At 69.1% G+C, this 15,428-nt stretch carries 9 protein-coding genes, 1 tRNA gene and 1 pseudogene; 5 read left to right on the plus strand and 6 right to left on the minus strand.

All coding sequences use genetic code 11. The features are described 5' to 3' along the window. Nucleotides 1-17: 17 nt before the first annotated feature. Both HNO83_RS07325 and HNO83_RS07330 read right to left on the minus strand, forming a co-directional pair. Entirely contained in the window at nt 18-911 is an 894-nt protein-coding gene (locus HNO83_RS07325) for an ABC transporter permease (protein ID WP_175337020.1), read from the minus strand. A 5-nt stretch (nt 912-916) separates the two neighbouring features. Beyond that, nucleotides 917-1,771 (minus strand): ABC transporter ATP-binding protein, encoded by an 855-nt coding sequence (locus HNO83_RS07330; protein ID WP_175336867.1) that lies wholly within the window; start codon nt 1,769-1,771, stop codon nt 917-919. A gap of 166 nt (nt 1,772-1,937) precedes the next feature. Here HNO83_RS07330 and HNO83_RS07335 point away from each other — a divergent pair, with 166 nt between their 5' ends. After that, the gene (locus HNO83_RS07335) at nt 1,938-3,542 is read left to right on the plus strand and encodes a sensor histidine kinase (protein WP_175336868.1); all 1,605 of its coding nucleotides are present in this window, start codon (nt 1,938-1,940) and stop codon (nt 3,540-3,542) included. After that, nucleotides 3,539-4,231 (plus strand): response regulator, encoded by a 693-nt coding sequence (locus HNO83_RS07340; protein ID WP_175336869.1) that lies wholly within the window; start codon nt 3,539-3,541, stop codon nt 4,229-4,231. Before HNO83_RS07335 ends, HNO83_RS07340 begins: the two co-directional genes overlap by 4 nt. 21 nt (nt 4,232-4,252) lie before the next feature. Here the strand turns inward: HNO83_RS07340 and HNO83_RS07345 are convergent, their stop codons facing one another. Then, a complete protein-coding gene (locus tag HNO83_RS07345; protein WP_175336870.1) occupies nt 4,253-5,266 on the minus strand; it encodes an isopenicillin N synthase family dioxygenase in 1,014 nt (337 codons plus the stop codon). A 156-nt stretch (nt 5,267-5,422) separates the two neighbouring features. Between HNO83_RS07345 and HNO83_RS07350 the strand changes: the two genes are divergently transcribed. Together HNO83_RS07350 and HNO83_RS20730 are read left to right on the plus strand one after the other, a co-directional pair. Continuing rightward, a tRNA-Gly gene (locus HNO83_RS07350) sits at nt 5,423-5,496 on the plus strand. Between the two features lie 215 nt (nt 5,497-5,711). After that, nucleotides 5,712-5,888: pseudogene (locus tag HNO83_RS20730) on the plus strand (bifunctional D-altronate/D-mannonate dehydratase); the annotation flags it as partial. A 76-nt stretch (nt 5,889-5,964) separates the two neighbouring features. Here HNO83_RS20730 and HNO83_RS07355 read toward each other — a convergent pair. Together HNO83_RS07355 and HNO83_RS07360 are read right to left on the minus strand one after the other, a co-directional pair. Next, nucleotides 5,965-8,943: a glycoside hydrolase family 2 TIM barrel-domain containing protein gene (locus HNO83_RS07355; RefSeq protein ID WP_175336871.1), complete on the minus strand. Its 2,979-nt coding sequence runs from the start codon at nt 8,941-8,943 to the stop codon at nt 5,965-5,967. Continuing rightward, a complete protein-coding gene (locus HNO83_RS07360; protein WP_175336872.1) occupies nt 8,940-10,979 on the minus strand; it encodes a glycoside hydrolase family 2 protein in 2,040 nt (679 codons plus the stop codon). The genes HNO83_RS07355 and HNO83_RS07360 overlap by 4 nt, the downstream gene beginning before the upstream one ends. Nucleotides 10,980-11,147: 168 nt before the next feature. On the opposite strand from HNO83_RS07360, the gene HNO83_RS07365 reads away from it, so the two are divergent. Continuing rightward, nucleotides 11,148-12,035 carry an AraC family transcriptional regulator gene (locus tag HNO83_RS07365; protein WP_175336873.1) on the plus strand — a complete coding sequence of 296 codons (888 nt, stop codon included), beginning with the start codon at nt 11,148-11,150 and terminating at the stop codon, nt 12,033-12,035. Here the strand turns inward: HNO83_RS07365 and HNO83_RS07370 are convergent. After that, the gene (locus HNO83_RS07370; RefSeq protein WP_175336874.1) at nt 11,980-15,327 is read right to left on the minus strand and encodes a DUF5107 domain-containing protein; all 3,348 of its coding nucleotides are present in this window, start codon (nt 15,325-15,327) and stop codon (nt 11,980-11,982) included. The genes HNO83_RS07365 and HNO83_RS07370 overlap by 56 nt on opposite strands. Between the last annotated feature and the right edge of the window lie 101 nt (nt 15,328-15,428).

Below are 15,428 nucleotides of genomic sequence, written 5' to 3' on the forward strand. Positions count from 1 at the left end.
GTCGTCGCAGGCCGGGGTCAGATGGCCTGTGCCGATTCGGAGCGGCTCGGTGGCCGCCACTTCAGCAGCGCCCTCTCGAGGAGGGTGATGAGGTACTCGGCGATCAGGGTCACGACGGCGACGATCACCATGCAGGCGAAGACCGTGTTCGGGTCGAAGTTGCCCTGCGACTGGCTGATGATCAGGCCGATGCCGTGCTGGGCCCCGAGCACCTCGGCGACCAGGGCGCCGATGATGGCGAACCCGAACGCGGTGTGCAGGCTTGCGATGATCCACGTCATCGCCGACGGGATGGTGACGTGCCGGGCGACCTGGAGCGGCGATGCGCCGAGCACCCGGACGTTCGCGATCAGGTTCTGGTCGACCTCCCGCACGCCCTGGAAGGCGTTGAAGAAGACGACGAAGAACACCAGCACCGCCGCGAGCAGCACCTTGGGGAAGACCCCGAGCCCGAACGCGACGATGAAGATCGAGCCGAGCACGATGCGCGGGATGGAGTTGACGATCTTGATGTACGGGCCGAAGACGGACGCGAGGTAGCGGTTCGATCCGAACAGGATGCCGATCACGACGCCGGCGACGGTCCCAAGGAGGAAGCCGAGGAACGCCTCCTGGACCGTGATCCACAGGTTCTCCCAGATCGTGCCGAATGCGGTCCCCTGGGTGAACAGACGGACCAGGCTGTCCCAGATGCCCGACGGCTGGCCGTAGAAGAACTTGTCGACCCAGCCGGCCGAGGTGAACCACTGCCAGCCGCCGATGACGAAGATCGCCACGGCGACGCGGCCGGCCCACACCCAGGCGGTGCGGCGCCGCCGGGTGCGGCGGCCGGCGAGCTGGAGCTCGGTCTCGCGCTCCTGGGCGGCCGGTGCGGACACAGGGGTTCTGGTGGTTCCGGATGTGCTCGTCATGGTGCTCACGCCGCCGCCCCTGCCGTCTGCTGGTAGGCCCGCGTCACCTCGTCGCGCAGCGACTCCCAGATGCGGCCCTGGATCTCGAGGAAGCGCTCCTCGTGGCGGATCTCCTGCACGTCGCCACGAGGGCGGGGCAGGTCGACGTCGAAGACGTCCTTGACGGTCCCCGGGCTGCTGGTCATGATGACGACCCGGTCCGAGAGCGCGACCGCCTCGTCGAGGTCGTGCGTGATGAACAGCACGGAGGGGCGCAGCTCCTCCCACAGGCCGAGCAGCTCGGTCTGCATGATCGCCTTGGTCTGCACGTCGAGCGCGCCGAAAGGTTCGTCCATGAGCAGGATGCGCGGGTTGTTGATGAGCGCGGCCGCCATCGCGACGCGCTTGCGCATGCCGCCGGAGAGCTGGTGCGGGTAGCGGTCCTCGAAGCCCGCGAGCCCGACGCGACGAAGCCAGTCCATCGCGAGCGCCTCCGCCTGCTTCTTGGGGGTGCCGACGAGGACGGGACCGATCATCACGTTGCCGAGGACGGTCTTCCAGGGGAACAGCGAGTCGGCCTGGAACATGTAGCTGACGCCGCTCGTGATGCCCTCGACGATCCGGCCGCCCACGCTCACCGAGCCGGCGCTCGGCCGCTCCAGACCGGAGACCTGGGCGAGCGTCGTGGACTTGCCGCATCCCGTCGGTCCGACAATCGCGCAGAACTGCCCGGGCTCGACCGTGAGGGTGACGTCGTGGATGGCGGTGAACGTTTCGCCCTTAGGGGTGAGGAACCGCTTGGTGAGACCGACGATCTCGATGCCGGCCGGCTGAGCCGCCCCGGGGGAGCCCGTCGTAGTGGTGGGTCGCTTGTCGCCCATGTCGGAAGACCTCTCTGTCTTGCGGGTGTGACGGAACCGATGGTGGCTCCGGCCGGCCGGTGCTGTCTCGCTTGTGCGCCATTCACTCCGTTGTGCGCGTTCCGGCGGGTTCTGCGCGTTCTGCTCGCGTGCGATCCTCAGGCCGCGGTGACATGATTTCCTTCTGATGCGACGACGGATCCGACGGCTGTCGAGCCAGATACTCCTGGCTCAGGTGGCGATCCTGACCGCCTCGATGGTCATCGGCTTCCTCCTGTTCGCGCAGACCGCCCGCACGAACCTGGACGCGGACTACCAGGCGAGGGCGGCGGCGATCGCCCAGACGTTCGCGGCCGTCCCCGCGGTGCAGTCGTGCCTGACGTCGCCGAGCGCCGGGTGCGACGCGACGATGCAGTCCCTCGCCTCGGAGACCGCGAACCGGACGGGCGCGGCCTACGTCGTGGTGATCGATCTCGATCGGGTGCGCCACACGCACCCGAACCCGGCGCTCATCGGGAAACGGGTGTCCGAGCCTGTCGTGGCGCGCGACGGGAAGGTGCACTACCGCATCGACACGGGGTCGACCGGCCTGAACGCGAACGCCCGGGTCCCGATGTTCGGCGCCGGAGGCGGGGTGATCGGGGAGGTGTCGGTCGGCATCCGCGAGAGCAGCGTCTCCAGCGAGCTGCTGAACGAGCTGCCGACCTACGCCCTGTGGTTCGCGCTCGTGCTGGCGATCGGTGCGCTGGCGTCGTTCGGGTTGGCGAGCCTGCTCAAGCGGCGGACGTTCGGGCTGGAGCTCGACGAGATCGCCCGGCTGCTGCAGGAACGCGAGGCGACGCTCCACGGCATCCGGGAGGGCGTGATCGCGGTCGATCCGGCCGGGCGCATCACGGTGGTCAACGACGAGGCGCAGCGGCTCCTGCGCCTCCCGGAGGGCGCGCGCGGACGACTCCTGGAGGACGTGCTGGTGGCCGGCCCGATCCGCGACATCCTGACCGGCACCAGCGAGGTGAAGGACGCGATCGGCGTCACCGACGAGCACGTCCTCGTCATCAACCGGATGCCCGTGACGCTCGGCAGCCGGGCGCACGGAGCCGTGTTCACCCTGCAGGACCGCACCGAGCTCACCGGCCTGACCCGGGAGCTGGATGGCGAACGCAGCTTCACCGAGTCGATCCGCGCGCAGCAGCACGAGTTCTCGAACCGGATGCACGCGCTGTCCGGCCTGCTGGAACTCGGCCGGGCGGACGAGGCCCTGCAGTACCTCACTGAGATCCGGGGGACGACGGCCGACCTCGACAACACCCTGCGCACACACATCGGCGCCCCGATGCTGATCGGGCTGCTGCTCGGTAAAGCGGCGGAGGCGAACGAGCGCGGCATCGAGCTGGTCGTCTCGCCCGACACCGACCTCGGCGAGGCGCCCGACCGCGTCCAGGCGCTCACCACGATCGTGGGCAACCTGATCGACAACGCCTTCGACGCACTCACGGCCGCGCCGGCGCCGCGCCGCGTCGTGGTGGGCATCGTCGAGACGGAGCATGCGCTCACCGTCCGGGTCTCGGACAACGGGCCGGGCGTCCCGAGCACCGAGATCCCCCGCATCTTCGAGAACGGCTACACGACCAAGCGCGGGTCGCTCGTGCGGCACAGCGGGCTGGGGCTGTCGCTCGTCCACTCGACGGTGACCGCGCTCGGCGGTACTGTGACCGTCTCGTGCGATCGCGGTGCGACGTTCGAAGTAGTGCTTCCGCGCGTGTCGGCGCCCGCAGAGGAGACGCGGGCGTGAGCGCCCCGCCGCTGAACGTTCTGGTGGTCGACGACGACTTCCGGGTGGCCAGCGTGCACGTCGGCTTCGTGGACGCCGTCCCCGGCTTCCGCGTGGTGGGGCAGGCGCACACGGCGGCGGAGGCGGTCGAGCTCGCCGGGTCGCTCCGGCCGGACCTCGTGCTGATCGACATCTATCTGCCCGACGGCGACGGCCTCCAGGTGGTCCGGCAGCTGCTCGCCGACCCCTCCCCGCCCGCCGTCATCGTCATCTCGGCGGCGAACGACATCCCCACCGTGCGGACGGCGGTCCAGCTCGGGGCGCTCCACTATCTGGTGAAGCCGTTCGGCTTCGCCGAGCTCGCGGACCGGCTGACGGCGTTCCGCAGGGCGCACGACGACCTGGCCGCGTTCCCGTCCGAGGCGACCCAGCGCGACATCGACCGGGTGTTCGATCTCCTGCGGCCGTCACCCGGAGGACAGACCGAAGCGCTGCGACGGCTCGCTCCGACCCTCCAGGCGGTCTACGACGCGGTCGCAGCGGGGTCGGGCAGCAGCTCGGCCAGCGATGTCGCAGCGGCGATCGGTGTCAGCCGCGCCACGGCGCAGCGCGCTCTGACCCAGCTGGAGCAGAGCGAAGTGCTGAAGCTCGAGCTCCGGTATGGCGCGACCGGCCGTCCGGAGCATCGCTACGCGGTGCGGCACCGCTGAGACCGGCCCGGCCGGGCGGACCTAGGCCGTCGGCCGCCCCAGCAAGTCGGCATGGTGGATCGCTGCCACATTCGGGTGCGCCCGCAGCCGGTAACGGAGCACGTTCTCGCCGTAGGTCTCCAGGATGGGGCTGTTCGTCGGGTCGGACGACAGCCCGCGCGCCCCCGCCTTCAGTTCGGCGGGCAGTTCGAGCCGCGGCACCGTCGCATCCAGTGCTGGGTTGAAGAAGAACGGGATCGAGATGCGGTCGGTGCCGAGCTTCGGCGACTCGACGCGGTGCAGGGTCGCCTTCAGGTAGCCGTCGGTCGCCAGTTCGAGCATCTCGCCGATGTTCACGACGAACGCTCCGGGGATGGAGGGCGCGTCGATCCAGTCGCCCTCGTGCTCCACCTGCAGGCCGCCCTTGCCCGGCTCGACCAGCAGCAGCGTGAGCACGCCGCCGTCGCGGTGCGCGCCGACACCCTGCTGCGCCACCTCGTCGGTGGTGCCGGGGTAGCGCACGATCTTGATCAGCGTGAAGGGCCGCTCCGCGAACGCGCCGTCGAACACGTCCGCCGGCGCGCCGAGCGACACCGCCCAGGTGCGCAGCAGCCGCAGCGCGAGCGCACTGAGCTGCTCGCGCCAGCGGGTGATCGCGGTCTCCAGCTCCGGCAGCGCGTCCGGCCACAGGTTCGGCCCCTCCAGCCGCTCGAAGTCGGGCCCGCCCTCCACGGTCTCGCGCTCCTCGCCGATGTCGATCTGCTCGCGCCAGTCCACCGCGCCGTTGGTCAGTTCCTCACCGGTGCGGGTGTACCCCCGGAACTGCGGACTGTGGATGTTCTCGATCGCCAGCTTGTCCGCCTCCGGCAGGTCGAAGAACCGGCGCGACACGTCGAGCACCTCGTCGATCAGCTCCTGCGGGATGCCGTGCCCGACCAGGTAGAAGAACCCCACGTCGTGCGTGACCTGGCGCAGCTTGACGCGGAACGCGGCCGCGGCGGCGTCGCCCTGGTCGAGTTCGGAGATATCGAGGATGGGGAGAGCGTGAGGAGGCATGCCTCCATGGTCGCAGGGGGCTCGCGCGAATGGTGCAGTGTTACGGACGACGGCGGTGACCGCAATCGCGGCGGGGTGGGTTTGGCCGAAGGCCCGCGACCGGGTAGTCTGGGCGGCAGCCTCGCTTCCCAGTGTTTTACTGGGATTCCGGGACGCGCGAGTGTAGTTCAATGGTAGAACCTCAGCTTCCCAAGCTGATAGCGCGGGTTCGATTCCCGTCACTCGCTCCAGGTGTCACTTCTTGAGCTATGTGGGCATTTCTCATTCTACTTGGGCATGGGCGGCCCAGCCTTCGTCCGTGCTGCCCTCGGGTGTGCTCGCTGTTTGGCAGCGGGAACGTGCGCGGGTGCTCGCCGCACTTCACGCGGACTGCGCCCCGGAGGCACACTCCCGGTCGAGGCCCTCGTCGACACTGCCGAATTCGAAGCCTGGTCTCGTTTGCGGCGCTGCGATGCACCTGGGACTGGCGATCCACAACCTCGGCATCCAGGATGCTTTCTGCAAGCGGGCGACCAGCCTGGACTGGGTGTGGAGCTGAAGGCCGACGACGCCCAACTACCCGTACATCCGCGCCTACCTCCCCTACAACCGGCTCGCCGACGGCACCGTCCACGACGGATGACCACCCACTCCGGCCGATGAATCGAGATCGCCACCCACGGTGACCGACACCGTGGGCTATCGCGTAGGCGGTCTCTCTAGCCATCCCTCCGATCGAAGCGCAGGGTAACTGTCCGTGCCTCCGGCCGCAGCGCATACGCTGGCCAGACGTCGGGGCCGCACGCGCGTGAGCCGAGGCCGTGCTGCGCCGCATCCACCAACAGGTATGTCGTCGATGATGTGGGCAGTTCGTGTGGGTGCCCGGCGGCGGCGAGCTGCTGGGGCGTGTGCCGGCTCAGCGAGAACCCTGGCCGTCGCCCGCGTATGTCCGCGACCGCCGTGAGGGCAAGACCTCCGAAGGAGAGCGTGCGGACAGCGAGGCGGTGGCCGGTCTCCTGTGGGCGGGCATAGGGGACGTTCAGGTCCTCGAGGGATGCCGTGAAGCGTCCAACGCGGGCTGCGCGCCTGCTGTCGGCGTAGGACTCGTTGGGGCCGGTGCCGAACCATTCGACCAGGGTGACCGGGTCGGAGCCGTCCGGGAGGTCGAATCGGATGCCGATGCGCGGCCACACAGTCGGCCAGCCCTGCGACGGCTCGATTTCGACTCGCAGCTCCACCTGGTCCCCGACCACCGTCCAAACGGTGTCTACGAGGACGAAGGCACGCTCGTCCGCCGCAGCCACCCGGGTGACCGTGCGCAGAGCGTCGGCCCCTGCGGCGGTCACGCCGTTCTGGACGCTGAGCACCCGGTGGGTGAGACGGTCGATCCCCTGCTGGCGCCAGAGGGCCGCGCTGGAGATTCCGGGGATGCTGCCATCGCTGGTCAGAGGGTCGGCAGAGGAGGCGCCCTCGTCGTTGTCGGTTGGCGCGCGAAACAGCTCGAGACGCGGACCTCGTACGGCACAGCCGTGGAGGGAGACTAGTGAGCCGCGCTCAAAGACCGCGGGGCCGAGGGCGGTCGTGCCGCCGGATTCTCGCCATCGGCCGACGGGAGCTGCGGCTGTCGGCGGGAGGCACGAGGGGGTGAGGTCCTGCTGCGCGGTCGCGACTACATGGCCGGCCGGCGCCCAGGCGGTTGGTGCGGCCAGCACGGCGTCGACGGTGAGCCAGGTCTCGCCGGCTCCTTTCTCCGCTGCGGAGAGGGTGACCGTCGCGGTCTCGCCCGGCGCGATGGGCGCGACTTCGAGCTCTCCGTCGGCAGCCGGGTTCCCGTCGTGCTCTACCCGCCAACGGAACGCAAGATCGGCGGTGTCGGTGCTGTGGCGGAGGTTCGAGATGGTGACCGAGCCGTCGCCGAACCGGAATGCGAGCGGCTGCACCACCGCCGCGAACTCGTGCAGCCCGGGGGTCGGCACGTCATTTGAGAGCACCATCCCATCCATCACGAAATTCCCGTCGTGCACCACCTCGCCGAAGTCGCCTCCGTACGCATAGAAGGGGATGCCGTCGGGCGTCGTCGTGAGGATGCCGTGGTCTCGCCACTCCCAGACGAACCCGCCGTGCAGGCGGGGATGCTCACGGACCAGCGTCTCGTACTGGTCCAGGGCTCCCGGCCCGTTGCCCATCGCGTGCGCGTACTCGCAGAGGAGGAAGGGCTTTGTCCGCTGCCGGGCGCCCTGGGCGGGCGTGCATCCGAGAAGCGGGGCGAGGGAGCCGTCGGTGCCGATCTGTTCGGTTTCGGGAACCGATGAGTACATGCGCGAGTACACGTCGGTGTAATCGCCGGTGTAGTCGCCTTCGTAATGCACGGGCCGCCCAGGATCGCGGCTGTGCACCCAGGCCGACATGGCCGCGAGGTTGGCGCCCGTACCGGACTCGTTGCCGAGGGACCACATGATGATGCTCGGGTGGTTCTTATCCCGCTCCACGGTGCGGCGGATGCGGTCGAGGTAGGCATCCCGCCAGCGTGGGTCGTCGCTGGGGTTGTCGCGCCATTCGCTCTTCTCGAAGCCGTGGGTTTCCAGGTCGCATTCGAGGATCACCCAGAAGCCCAGTTCGTCGGCGAGGTCGAGCAGGCGAGGGTGTGGCGGGTAGTGGCTGGTGCGGATGGCGTTCACGTTGTACCGCTTCATCTGGGCAAGGTCTTCTCTGGCGTGCTCCTCCTCGAAGACACGGCCACGCTCCGGGTGGGTCTCGTGACGGTTCATGCCGTGGAAGACTACGCGGCGGCCGTTCACGAGGAAGCGGTCACCGACGATCTCGACCGTACGGAACCCCAGTCGCACCCGGACCTCCTCGTCGCGCGCGTTGACGGTCGCGTCGTAGAGGCGCGGGCTCTCTGCCGACCACGGATCGGCGGCGCCGACATCGACCCGGCCGACGTCGGCGGCGCTGTGCCACACCGTCTCGAGGCCGAGCTCGGGAACGCGGAGGGTCACCGGGAACGCCGACTCGCGTGCCGTGAGCTCGGGGTCGATCCAGGCGGAGCCGTCCCTCCACCCGGTGCGCAACCACAGATCGTCGAGGCCGCCAGCGGGCGTTGCGACGAGGGTGACATCGCGGAAGATGCCGGGCAGCCACCACTGGTCCTGGTCCTCCAGGTAGCTGCCGGGCGACCACTGGTGGACCCGCACGACCACGACGTTCCGGCCGGGATGCACGATGCCGGTGACATCGAACTCCTGCGCGAGGCGGGACCCCGTAGCGACCCCAACCTCGACGCCATTCAGCCACACGCGGTACAGCGATTCGACGCCGTCGAAACGCAGTGCTACCCGGGCGTCGGTCGGCCAGTCGTCGGGAAATTCGAAGGTGCGCCGGTAGTCCCCTGTGGGGTTCTCATCCGGCACATGCGGCGGGTCGACCGGAAACGGGTACTGCACGTTCGTGTAGATCGGCCGCCCGTACCGACCGTCGCCGTGGAGGACCCAGTGCGCGGGCACCGGCAGCGTGTCCCAGGTGGAGTCGTCGAACGCCGGCTCCGCGATGTCGTCCTCCAGGTCGGCCGTGGGGGAGAGCCGGAAGCGCCAGCCGCCGTTCAGCGGCAGGACGGGACGGTCGGAGTGCAGCCACGAGCGCGGAGCGAGCCGGGCTCCGCGACCGGGTGCGCGGTCGGCCAGGTAGGAGGGCGAGGTCATGCGGAGAGTCCTCGGAACGTGTCGTAGGCGAGCTTGGGGGTGAGTGAGTCGAAGGTGACGAGGCCCATCACGGAGATCCCGTTGTATGCCTGGTTGTAGCCTGCGCGTTCCTTGTAATCCTTGAGCACCCAGGCCGTGTACCCGGAGACGTAACTGCGGCGGGCCACGACCTGCGCCCAGTGGTCGGCGAGGTACTGGGCCTGCCACTCCTCGGTCCCCTGCTCGGTCGCCAGGCCGTGGGTTCCGGCGATCGCCCAGGCGCCGTTCTCGGTGATGAGCAGCGGCTTGCCGGGATGCGCGGCGTGCACGGCATCGATTGCGGGGCCCAGGTCCGAGCTGGCGCCGTAGAAGTAGCCGAAGTACTCGTTGAAGCCGATGACGTCCGCGATGTCGAAGGCGGGGTCGTTGGTGGTGGAGGAGGCCCAGGTCACAGGACGCTGCGAGAGGTCGACGGTCTTGACGGCCTCTTTCAACTGCGTCAGCCATGCGCGGTAGACCGGTGCCCCGCCCCCGTCGATCTCGGATTCGTTCTGCAGGCACCACAGGATCACCGAGGGGTGATTGTGCTGGTTCCACGCCATCGTGAGCGCCATGGCCTTCGACAGTCCGTACTGCTCGGTCTGCAGCTTCTCCTGGGCCGTGTTGAGCCACATCGTGTCCAGGTCGTCCATGACCAGCACACCATGGGAGTCCGCCCACTCGTACACGTAAGGGTGACGGTTGTACACGGAGTTGCGGATGAAGTTGGCACCGAGCGTGAGGACCTGCGCAAGTTCGCGGTCGTACTCGGGGACGGTCAACGCCCGGCCGCTGTGCGCCGTCTCTTCGTGCCAGTTGAGGCCCTTGAGGAAGAGCTGGCCGCCATCCAGTTGGAGTTGCTCGCCGGTGACCGCGATGTCGCGCAGCCCGTAGCGGGTGGAGAGCGAGTCGTAGACGTCTTTCGCCTTCCCTCCCGCGGACAGTGTGGCGCGGGCGGAGAGCAGCGCCGGATGCTGAGGTGTCCAGCGTGCGACCCCGCGCATGTCGATCGTGAAGCCGACGACGGAGGCCGACCGCGGGGGGATGGAGACCGGTTTGTTCTTGACGCGCCCGGCGCCGGCGCCGGGGTCGAAGGAGACCTCGCCGGTGAAGGCGGAGTCAGAGTTGTTCTCGAGGACGATGCGCGCGGTGAGCCGGTCGCCGGCGGACGCGACGAGGATCTTGCTGATCGACGTGCGTGCCACTCCCTCCAGCCAGAGCGAGCGGTAGAGACCGCCGTAGGGCCAGTAGTCGACTGGCTTGTAGGGCACCTCGCGGTCGTCGGTCACGGGAGTGTTGCCGTTGGCGTAGTCGAGGTATGAGGCGCGGCGGAAGACTCGGACGGCGATGGTGTGCCTCCCGTCGGCGCGCCGGGACTCGGGTAGCGGCATGGAGAACGCCTGCGATGCTCCCTCGTGCTTGCCGAGCAGGGTGCCGTCGAACCAGATCTCGGCACTGTAACCGGCGCCGAGAGAGTTCAGCCGGATGTGCCGGGTGCGCCAGGTCCCGGTCAGCACCACCGTCTTCCGGTACCAGGCGTATCCGTCCTGGAACGCGGTGCCGGTGCCGAAATCGGTGCCGTCGAGCGAGCCGAAGCCCGGTGTTCCGTACAGGTCCCACGCGCTGGGCACGGCCTGGGACTGCCAGGAGCGGTCGTCGAAGTCGGGGCTGTGCCAACCGCGGGAGAGCCCGGTCCCGTCCGGGTCGAAGGCGAAGCGCCATGTTCCGTCGAGACGCAGGTAGTCGCGCTTCGGCTCGGCGGTGCGCCAGCCGTCGAAGCTCGGGACGACGGCGCCGTACGCGAACAGGGTGTTGACGCCGGAGATCGAGCGCACGTGGGTTCCGGACGGCTCGGTGGCGGGATGGTCCTCGAGCACGGCGCCGCCTGCTCCCGCGGTTCCGGCCGCGACGGCCGGCCAGGCCGGAAGCGCGACGACGGCGGCACCGGCCGCGGCCCCGGCCAGGAAGTTGCGGCGGGAGAGGGAATGACTGCGGGGGTGGGGATCGTGGGTCGGCATGGTGGTCTCCTTCGACACGGCTGCGTCGAGGCTATGGAGTGGATGGCGGGTGCGCCCTGACGGATTCAATGGGATGTCTGGACAAAGCGCTGACGTGGCCGTGCTGGCTTCCTTGGTGGAGGGAATACGCTTGTCGCGTCAACCGATTCCCACCTGGAGATTGCGCCGATGACCACGATCGTCAACGAGGATGCTGTGCGGGACGGTTTCCCGGGGCAGCGGATGCTCGTCCTCCCACGGCCCCTGGTGCGCGAGGCCCTGTCCCGGCCGGGGACGCGGAGCGTTCTGGTGACGGACTGTGGTTACTTCCCGGAGGCTCATCACCATGGGCGCGAGCGACGCACGCCCATCCCGCAGACCGTCATCCTGATCTGTGTCAAGGGCCGCGGGTGGTGTGCGACGGATGCGGGGACCTTCGAGGTCCTTCCCGGCCAGGCGGTGATCTTGCCGCCGAACAAGCCGCACTCCTACGGCGCCCAGGAGGACGACCCGTGGACGCTGTGGTGGCTGCACATCGACGGCGAGAACCTCGCGGACGTCCTCCCGGCGTACGGAATGACGGACGGTGTCCCGGTGCGCTCGGTGTCTGACATGTACGCGGTCGTGTCGCTCGCGTCCCAGGTGATCCAGTGGATGGAGCGGGACACCACGAACACCAGCCTTCTGGCCGCTGGTGGTGCGGCCTGGTACCTGTTGACGACACTGGCGGGCGACCGGGGGCCGGGGGAGGGCGCCGAGCATGCGGTCGCGCGCGCCGCCTCCTATCTGCGGGATAACGCGCAGGCACGGGTGAGCGTCGCCGACCTGGCCGCGATGGCGGGGTTGAGCACCTCGCATTTCGCCGCGCTGTTCCGGAAGCACACCGGGGTGGCCGTTCTACAGTACCAGACGCAGCTCCGGATGGCGAAGGCGCGGGAGCTGCTGGACACGACGGACCGCCCGATCGCGCAGATCGCGGAGAACGTCGGGTACGACGACTCGTTCTATTTCGCCCGCCAGTTCAGGCGGATCCACGGAGTGTCGCCATCGAGTTATCGTCGCCACGATAAGGGCTGATCATGGCGTCGTACCCGCCGGCCCGGAGCGCGCTGAGCTGGTCGCGGATCTCGGCCACCTCGCGGTCGCGCTCGACGGACGGGTCGTCGACGAAGAGCAGCATCGTGGGCAGACTCGTCGCGAAGTAGTCGATGGCAGCGGGGCGTTGCGCATACTCCTCGACCCAGCTCGTGAGCGCGTCCGTCAGCGCATCGGCGTCATCGCTCAGGCCCAGTCGTCGCAGGGCGACGATGGCAAAGATCGTTTGCGGGCTGAACGGGGTCGCTGCCATCCGCGTGAAGTCGGAGACCGACCGTGCGGCGCGCCGCCAGTGCTCTGCGGCCCGCTCCGGGTCGCCGGCGGCCGCCCAGGAATCGCCGAGACGGAGATGGTGCTCGGAGACGTTCGCGAGCAGGTGCCGGGCCTCCCCGAGGCTCTGCGGAGGCCGCAGCGTGTCCTCGAGGTGCGCTATGGCCCGGGTGGGAGCGCCGGCCGAGAGGGCCTCGTCCGCGAGGGCGAAGCTCGCGCGGTCCCAGGCGTCCAGCACCTGACCTTCGCCGCCCTCCCACGGCTGGAAGCGACGCGCGGCGAGGAGGTCGCGCGCTTCGCCGGCGCGCCCGATCTCGACGAGCAGGCGAGCGAACGTCACGGTGAGGTCGTCGCGCTGGGCCACCGCATCGGGATGTGCGCTGAGACGTTCCAGGCGCGCGCGAGCCGGGACTCCGGTGCGTGCCGCGAGCTGGTCGGATTCGAACCAGAGCTTGGCGTCCTCCGGAGCGGACGACAGCGCCCGCTCGTAATGTTCCGTGGCCCGTGCCGAGTCTTGGTGGATGTTGTAGGCGGCGATGCCGAGGTTTCGTTCCAGGATCGATGCGAGTGCGGGGTCCGGCCGATTCGCCAAAGCGACGGACCACGCGGCGACCGCGTCGTCGTAGCGGCGGCGGTCGTAGAACCAGTGTCCGACCAGGGCCGAAGCGAGCGGATCCTCCGGAGCGAGCTCCCGCGCTCGGTTCAGCGCGTCGATGTCGTCCAGCCGCGACGGCAGCGTATTCGTGCTGTCCGTGGCGGACGCGTCCCGGAGGGCGGTCACTGCCCCTTCGCGATCTCCGTCTCGGTCGAGGAGTGCCGCACGGTGGTATGCGATAAGCGGCCCGATGTTCACCTGACCGATCGGCCGGGTGCTGAGCGCGCTTTCGGCCTCGTCGAGGGCCGTGAGCGCCTCGGTGTGGAAGCCGGCCGCAGCATACTCGAGCGCGACATCCAGCAAAGTCGTCGCATCTGCGGAGGCGACGCGTCCGGAGAGGTGCAGGGCCCAAGCGTCCAGCGGGTCGAGTCGGAGCGTCTCGGCGAGCACGGCGTCCGCTTCGGCGCGCCGCTCGGAGCGGCGGAGCAGCAGGCTCAGGAGGTCGCGGGCCTGCAGGTGGTTCGGGTCGGCGGCCAGGACGTGGCGCAGAAGGTCGGTGGCCCGCCGATCGTCGTGGTCCCGGGCGGCTTCGCGGGCGAGCGCGAACTCTGCCGCCACCGCGTAGGCGGCGTCCCACGATGCTCGGGCGAAGGCGTCTCGAGCGTCATCCCGTCGGTCGAGCCGGAGCAATGCCAGCCCGAGCAGGTAGTGGGCGTCGCCGTGACGCGGCGTCGGCGCCCACGTGGTACGGCGTTCCACCGATGACCGGAGCAATTCGACCGCGTCGATGTAGCGGCCGTCGCGATACGCCTGACCTCCGAGCGCCGCCGTCGCACGGGACTCGCCGGGGTCGCGGACGAGGACTTCGTTCCAGTACGGAACCGACGAACGGGTCGCGTGCCGGTACTGGTCCAGGTAGGTCGCGATCTGCACGAGCTCGTCCACGGTCGCGACGTCCGGCGGCTGCGGAGGTTCGACCGCGGAGGGCGGGGTCGTCGCACGTCCGCGTGCCGGCTCGATGGTCAGGATGGTCCGCTCACCTCCCCGGGAGGAGACTGTCACGACGAGGTCGGTCTCGGAGTGCTGGCGGTCGTTCCCGAGTTCGATGGTGCGCGGAGCATCCGGCGTCAGGTCGAGAGCAGCCCGGTGCACCAGTTCGCCCGTGACGGTCCGCACCATGACCTCGGCGCCGATGATCGTCTCGGAGGCATGCAGCCCGACGACGATGTCCTCGCCGACTCTGAGGCTCGCCGCGAGTTCGGCGCTCGCTTGTGCGGCCGGTCCGATGCGGCGGATGGGGTACCAGTACTGACTGAAGGTCTTGGTCTCGCCGGGCGCGAGGTAGGCGAAGTCCGGCTGGTTGTCGGTGTACACACCGGCCATGAGCTCGACGTAGGGGCCGTCGCCGTCGGTGAGATTCGCGTCCCAGGCCCAGCCGAAGGGGGCGTTGCCCCACGTCCACTGCTTCTTGCCCGGTGAGATCGACCGGTCGGCCCAGTGGACGAAGCCGACCTCCCGACCGTGGTCGTAGCCGCCGAAGAACTCGTCGCCTGTCTCCATGACCATGTACGACGTGGGCACCGGGATGTTGCGGTACCAGTCGAGGCGGGCCGCGGCCGGGTCGTCGGCGGTCACCCGGTCCTGGTAATCCACGCCGTAGTACGGGGTCGTCGCTTCGGGAAAGGACACGACGGCGCGCTTGGCATGGTCGGCCACATGGTGGACGTCCCTCGGGAAGAAGGACTGGTAGTCGTCGTTGACCGCGGCCGCGACGTTGGCCCACCAGAGGAAGGTCTGGGTCGTCTCGCTGCGGTTGTAGAGCCGGACCCGGGCCTCGATGCGCGAGCTGTCCGGACGCAACCGGATGCCGTGCATGCCCTTCATCCGGGCGAATGGGTCGTGATCGGAGCACCAGACGGTGACGGATCCGTCCTCTTCCTCCTCGATGGTGACGTCGGTCGGGAGGAAGGTGGCGGGGCGATGGTGCTGGGGCCAGTTGAACTCGACGCCGCCGGAGATCCAGGGCCCGGCAAGGCCGACCAGAGCCGGCTTGATGACATTGTTGCGGTAGAAGATGTCGTACTCCCCGACCTTGTCGTAGGCCACGTGGATGCGTCCGCCCAGCTCGGGCAGGATCAGGAGGCGCATCCACCGGTTCTCCAGGTGGACGGCGTCCCAGCGGTGCGGGACCTTGCTCTGGCTGATCCGCTCGTGGAACGGTAGCGGGAAGACACGACCCGACGACCCCTGGTACACCCGCGTCTCCAGGAACGCGGGGAACCGGTCCGGCTCCTCGGGAAGGTAGGAGTCGATGGTCACGGCCTCGCGCCAGGCGGCGACCGGGCGGTCGGCGAGGTGCTCGGGCTGGGCGGGGAGCTCGATGCGTGACGGGGTGTCGCTGTGGGTCATGGGTTGAGCGTACGGAGCGAGACCATGCCCCGGAAGGCAAGAACCGCTGGCGTACCTGGATGAAACGCTTATCATGTGAGGGCCAAAACGTTTCTAGGGCG

Source organism: Leifsonia sp. C5G2 (assembly GCF_013359685.1).
In the GTDB taxonomy this organism is placed as follows: domain Bacteria; phylum Actinomycetota; class Actinomycetes; order Actinomycetales; family Microbacteriaceae; genus Leifsonia.

Bases quoted from the DNA above. Each gene is read 5' to 3' on its own strand.
- HNO83_RS07325 (WP_175337020.1), bottom strand. From the start codon at position 911: ATGACGAGCACATCCGGAACCACCAGAACCCCTGTGTCCGCACCGGCC.
- HNO83_RS07330 (WP_175336867.1), bottom strand. From the start codon at position 1,771: ATGGGCGACAAGCGACCCACCACTACGACGGGCTCCCCCGGGGCGGCT.
- HNO83_RS07335 (WP_175336868.1), top strand. From the start codon at position 1,938: ATGCGACGACGGATCCGACGGCTGTCGAGCCAGATACTCCTGGCTCAG.
- HNO83_RS07345 (WP_175336870.1), bottom strand. From the start codon at position 5,266: ATGCCTCCTCACGCTCTCCCCATCCTCGATATCTCCGAACTCGACCAG.
- HNO83_RS07355 (WP_175336871.1), bottom strand. From the start codon at position 8,943: ATGACCTCGCCCTCCTACCTGGCCGACCGCGCACCCGGTCGCGGAGCC.
- HNO83_RS07360 (WP_175336872.1), bottom strand. From the start codon at position 10,979: ATGCCGACCCACGATCCCCACCCCCGCAGTCATTCCCTCTCCCGCCGC.
- HNO83_RS07365 (WP_175336873.1), top strand. From the start codon at position 11,148: ATGACCACGATCGTCAACGAGGATGCTGTGCGGGACGGTTTCCCGGGG.
- HNO83_RS07370 (WP_175336874.1), bottom strand. From the start codon at position 15,327: ATGACCCACAGCGACACCCCGTCACGCATCGAGCTCCCCGCCCAGCCC.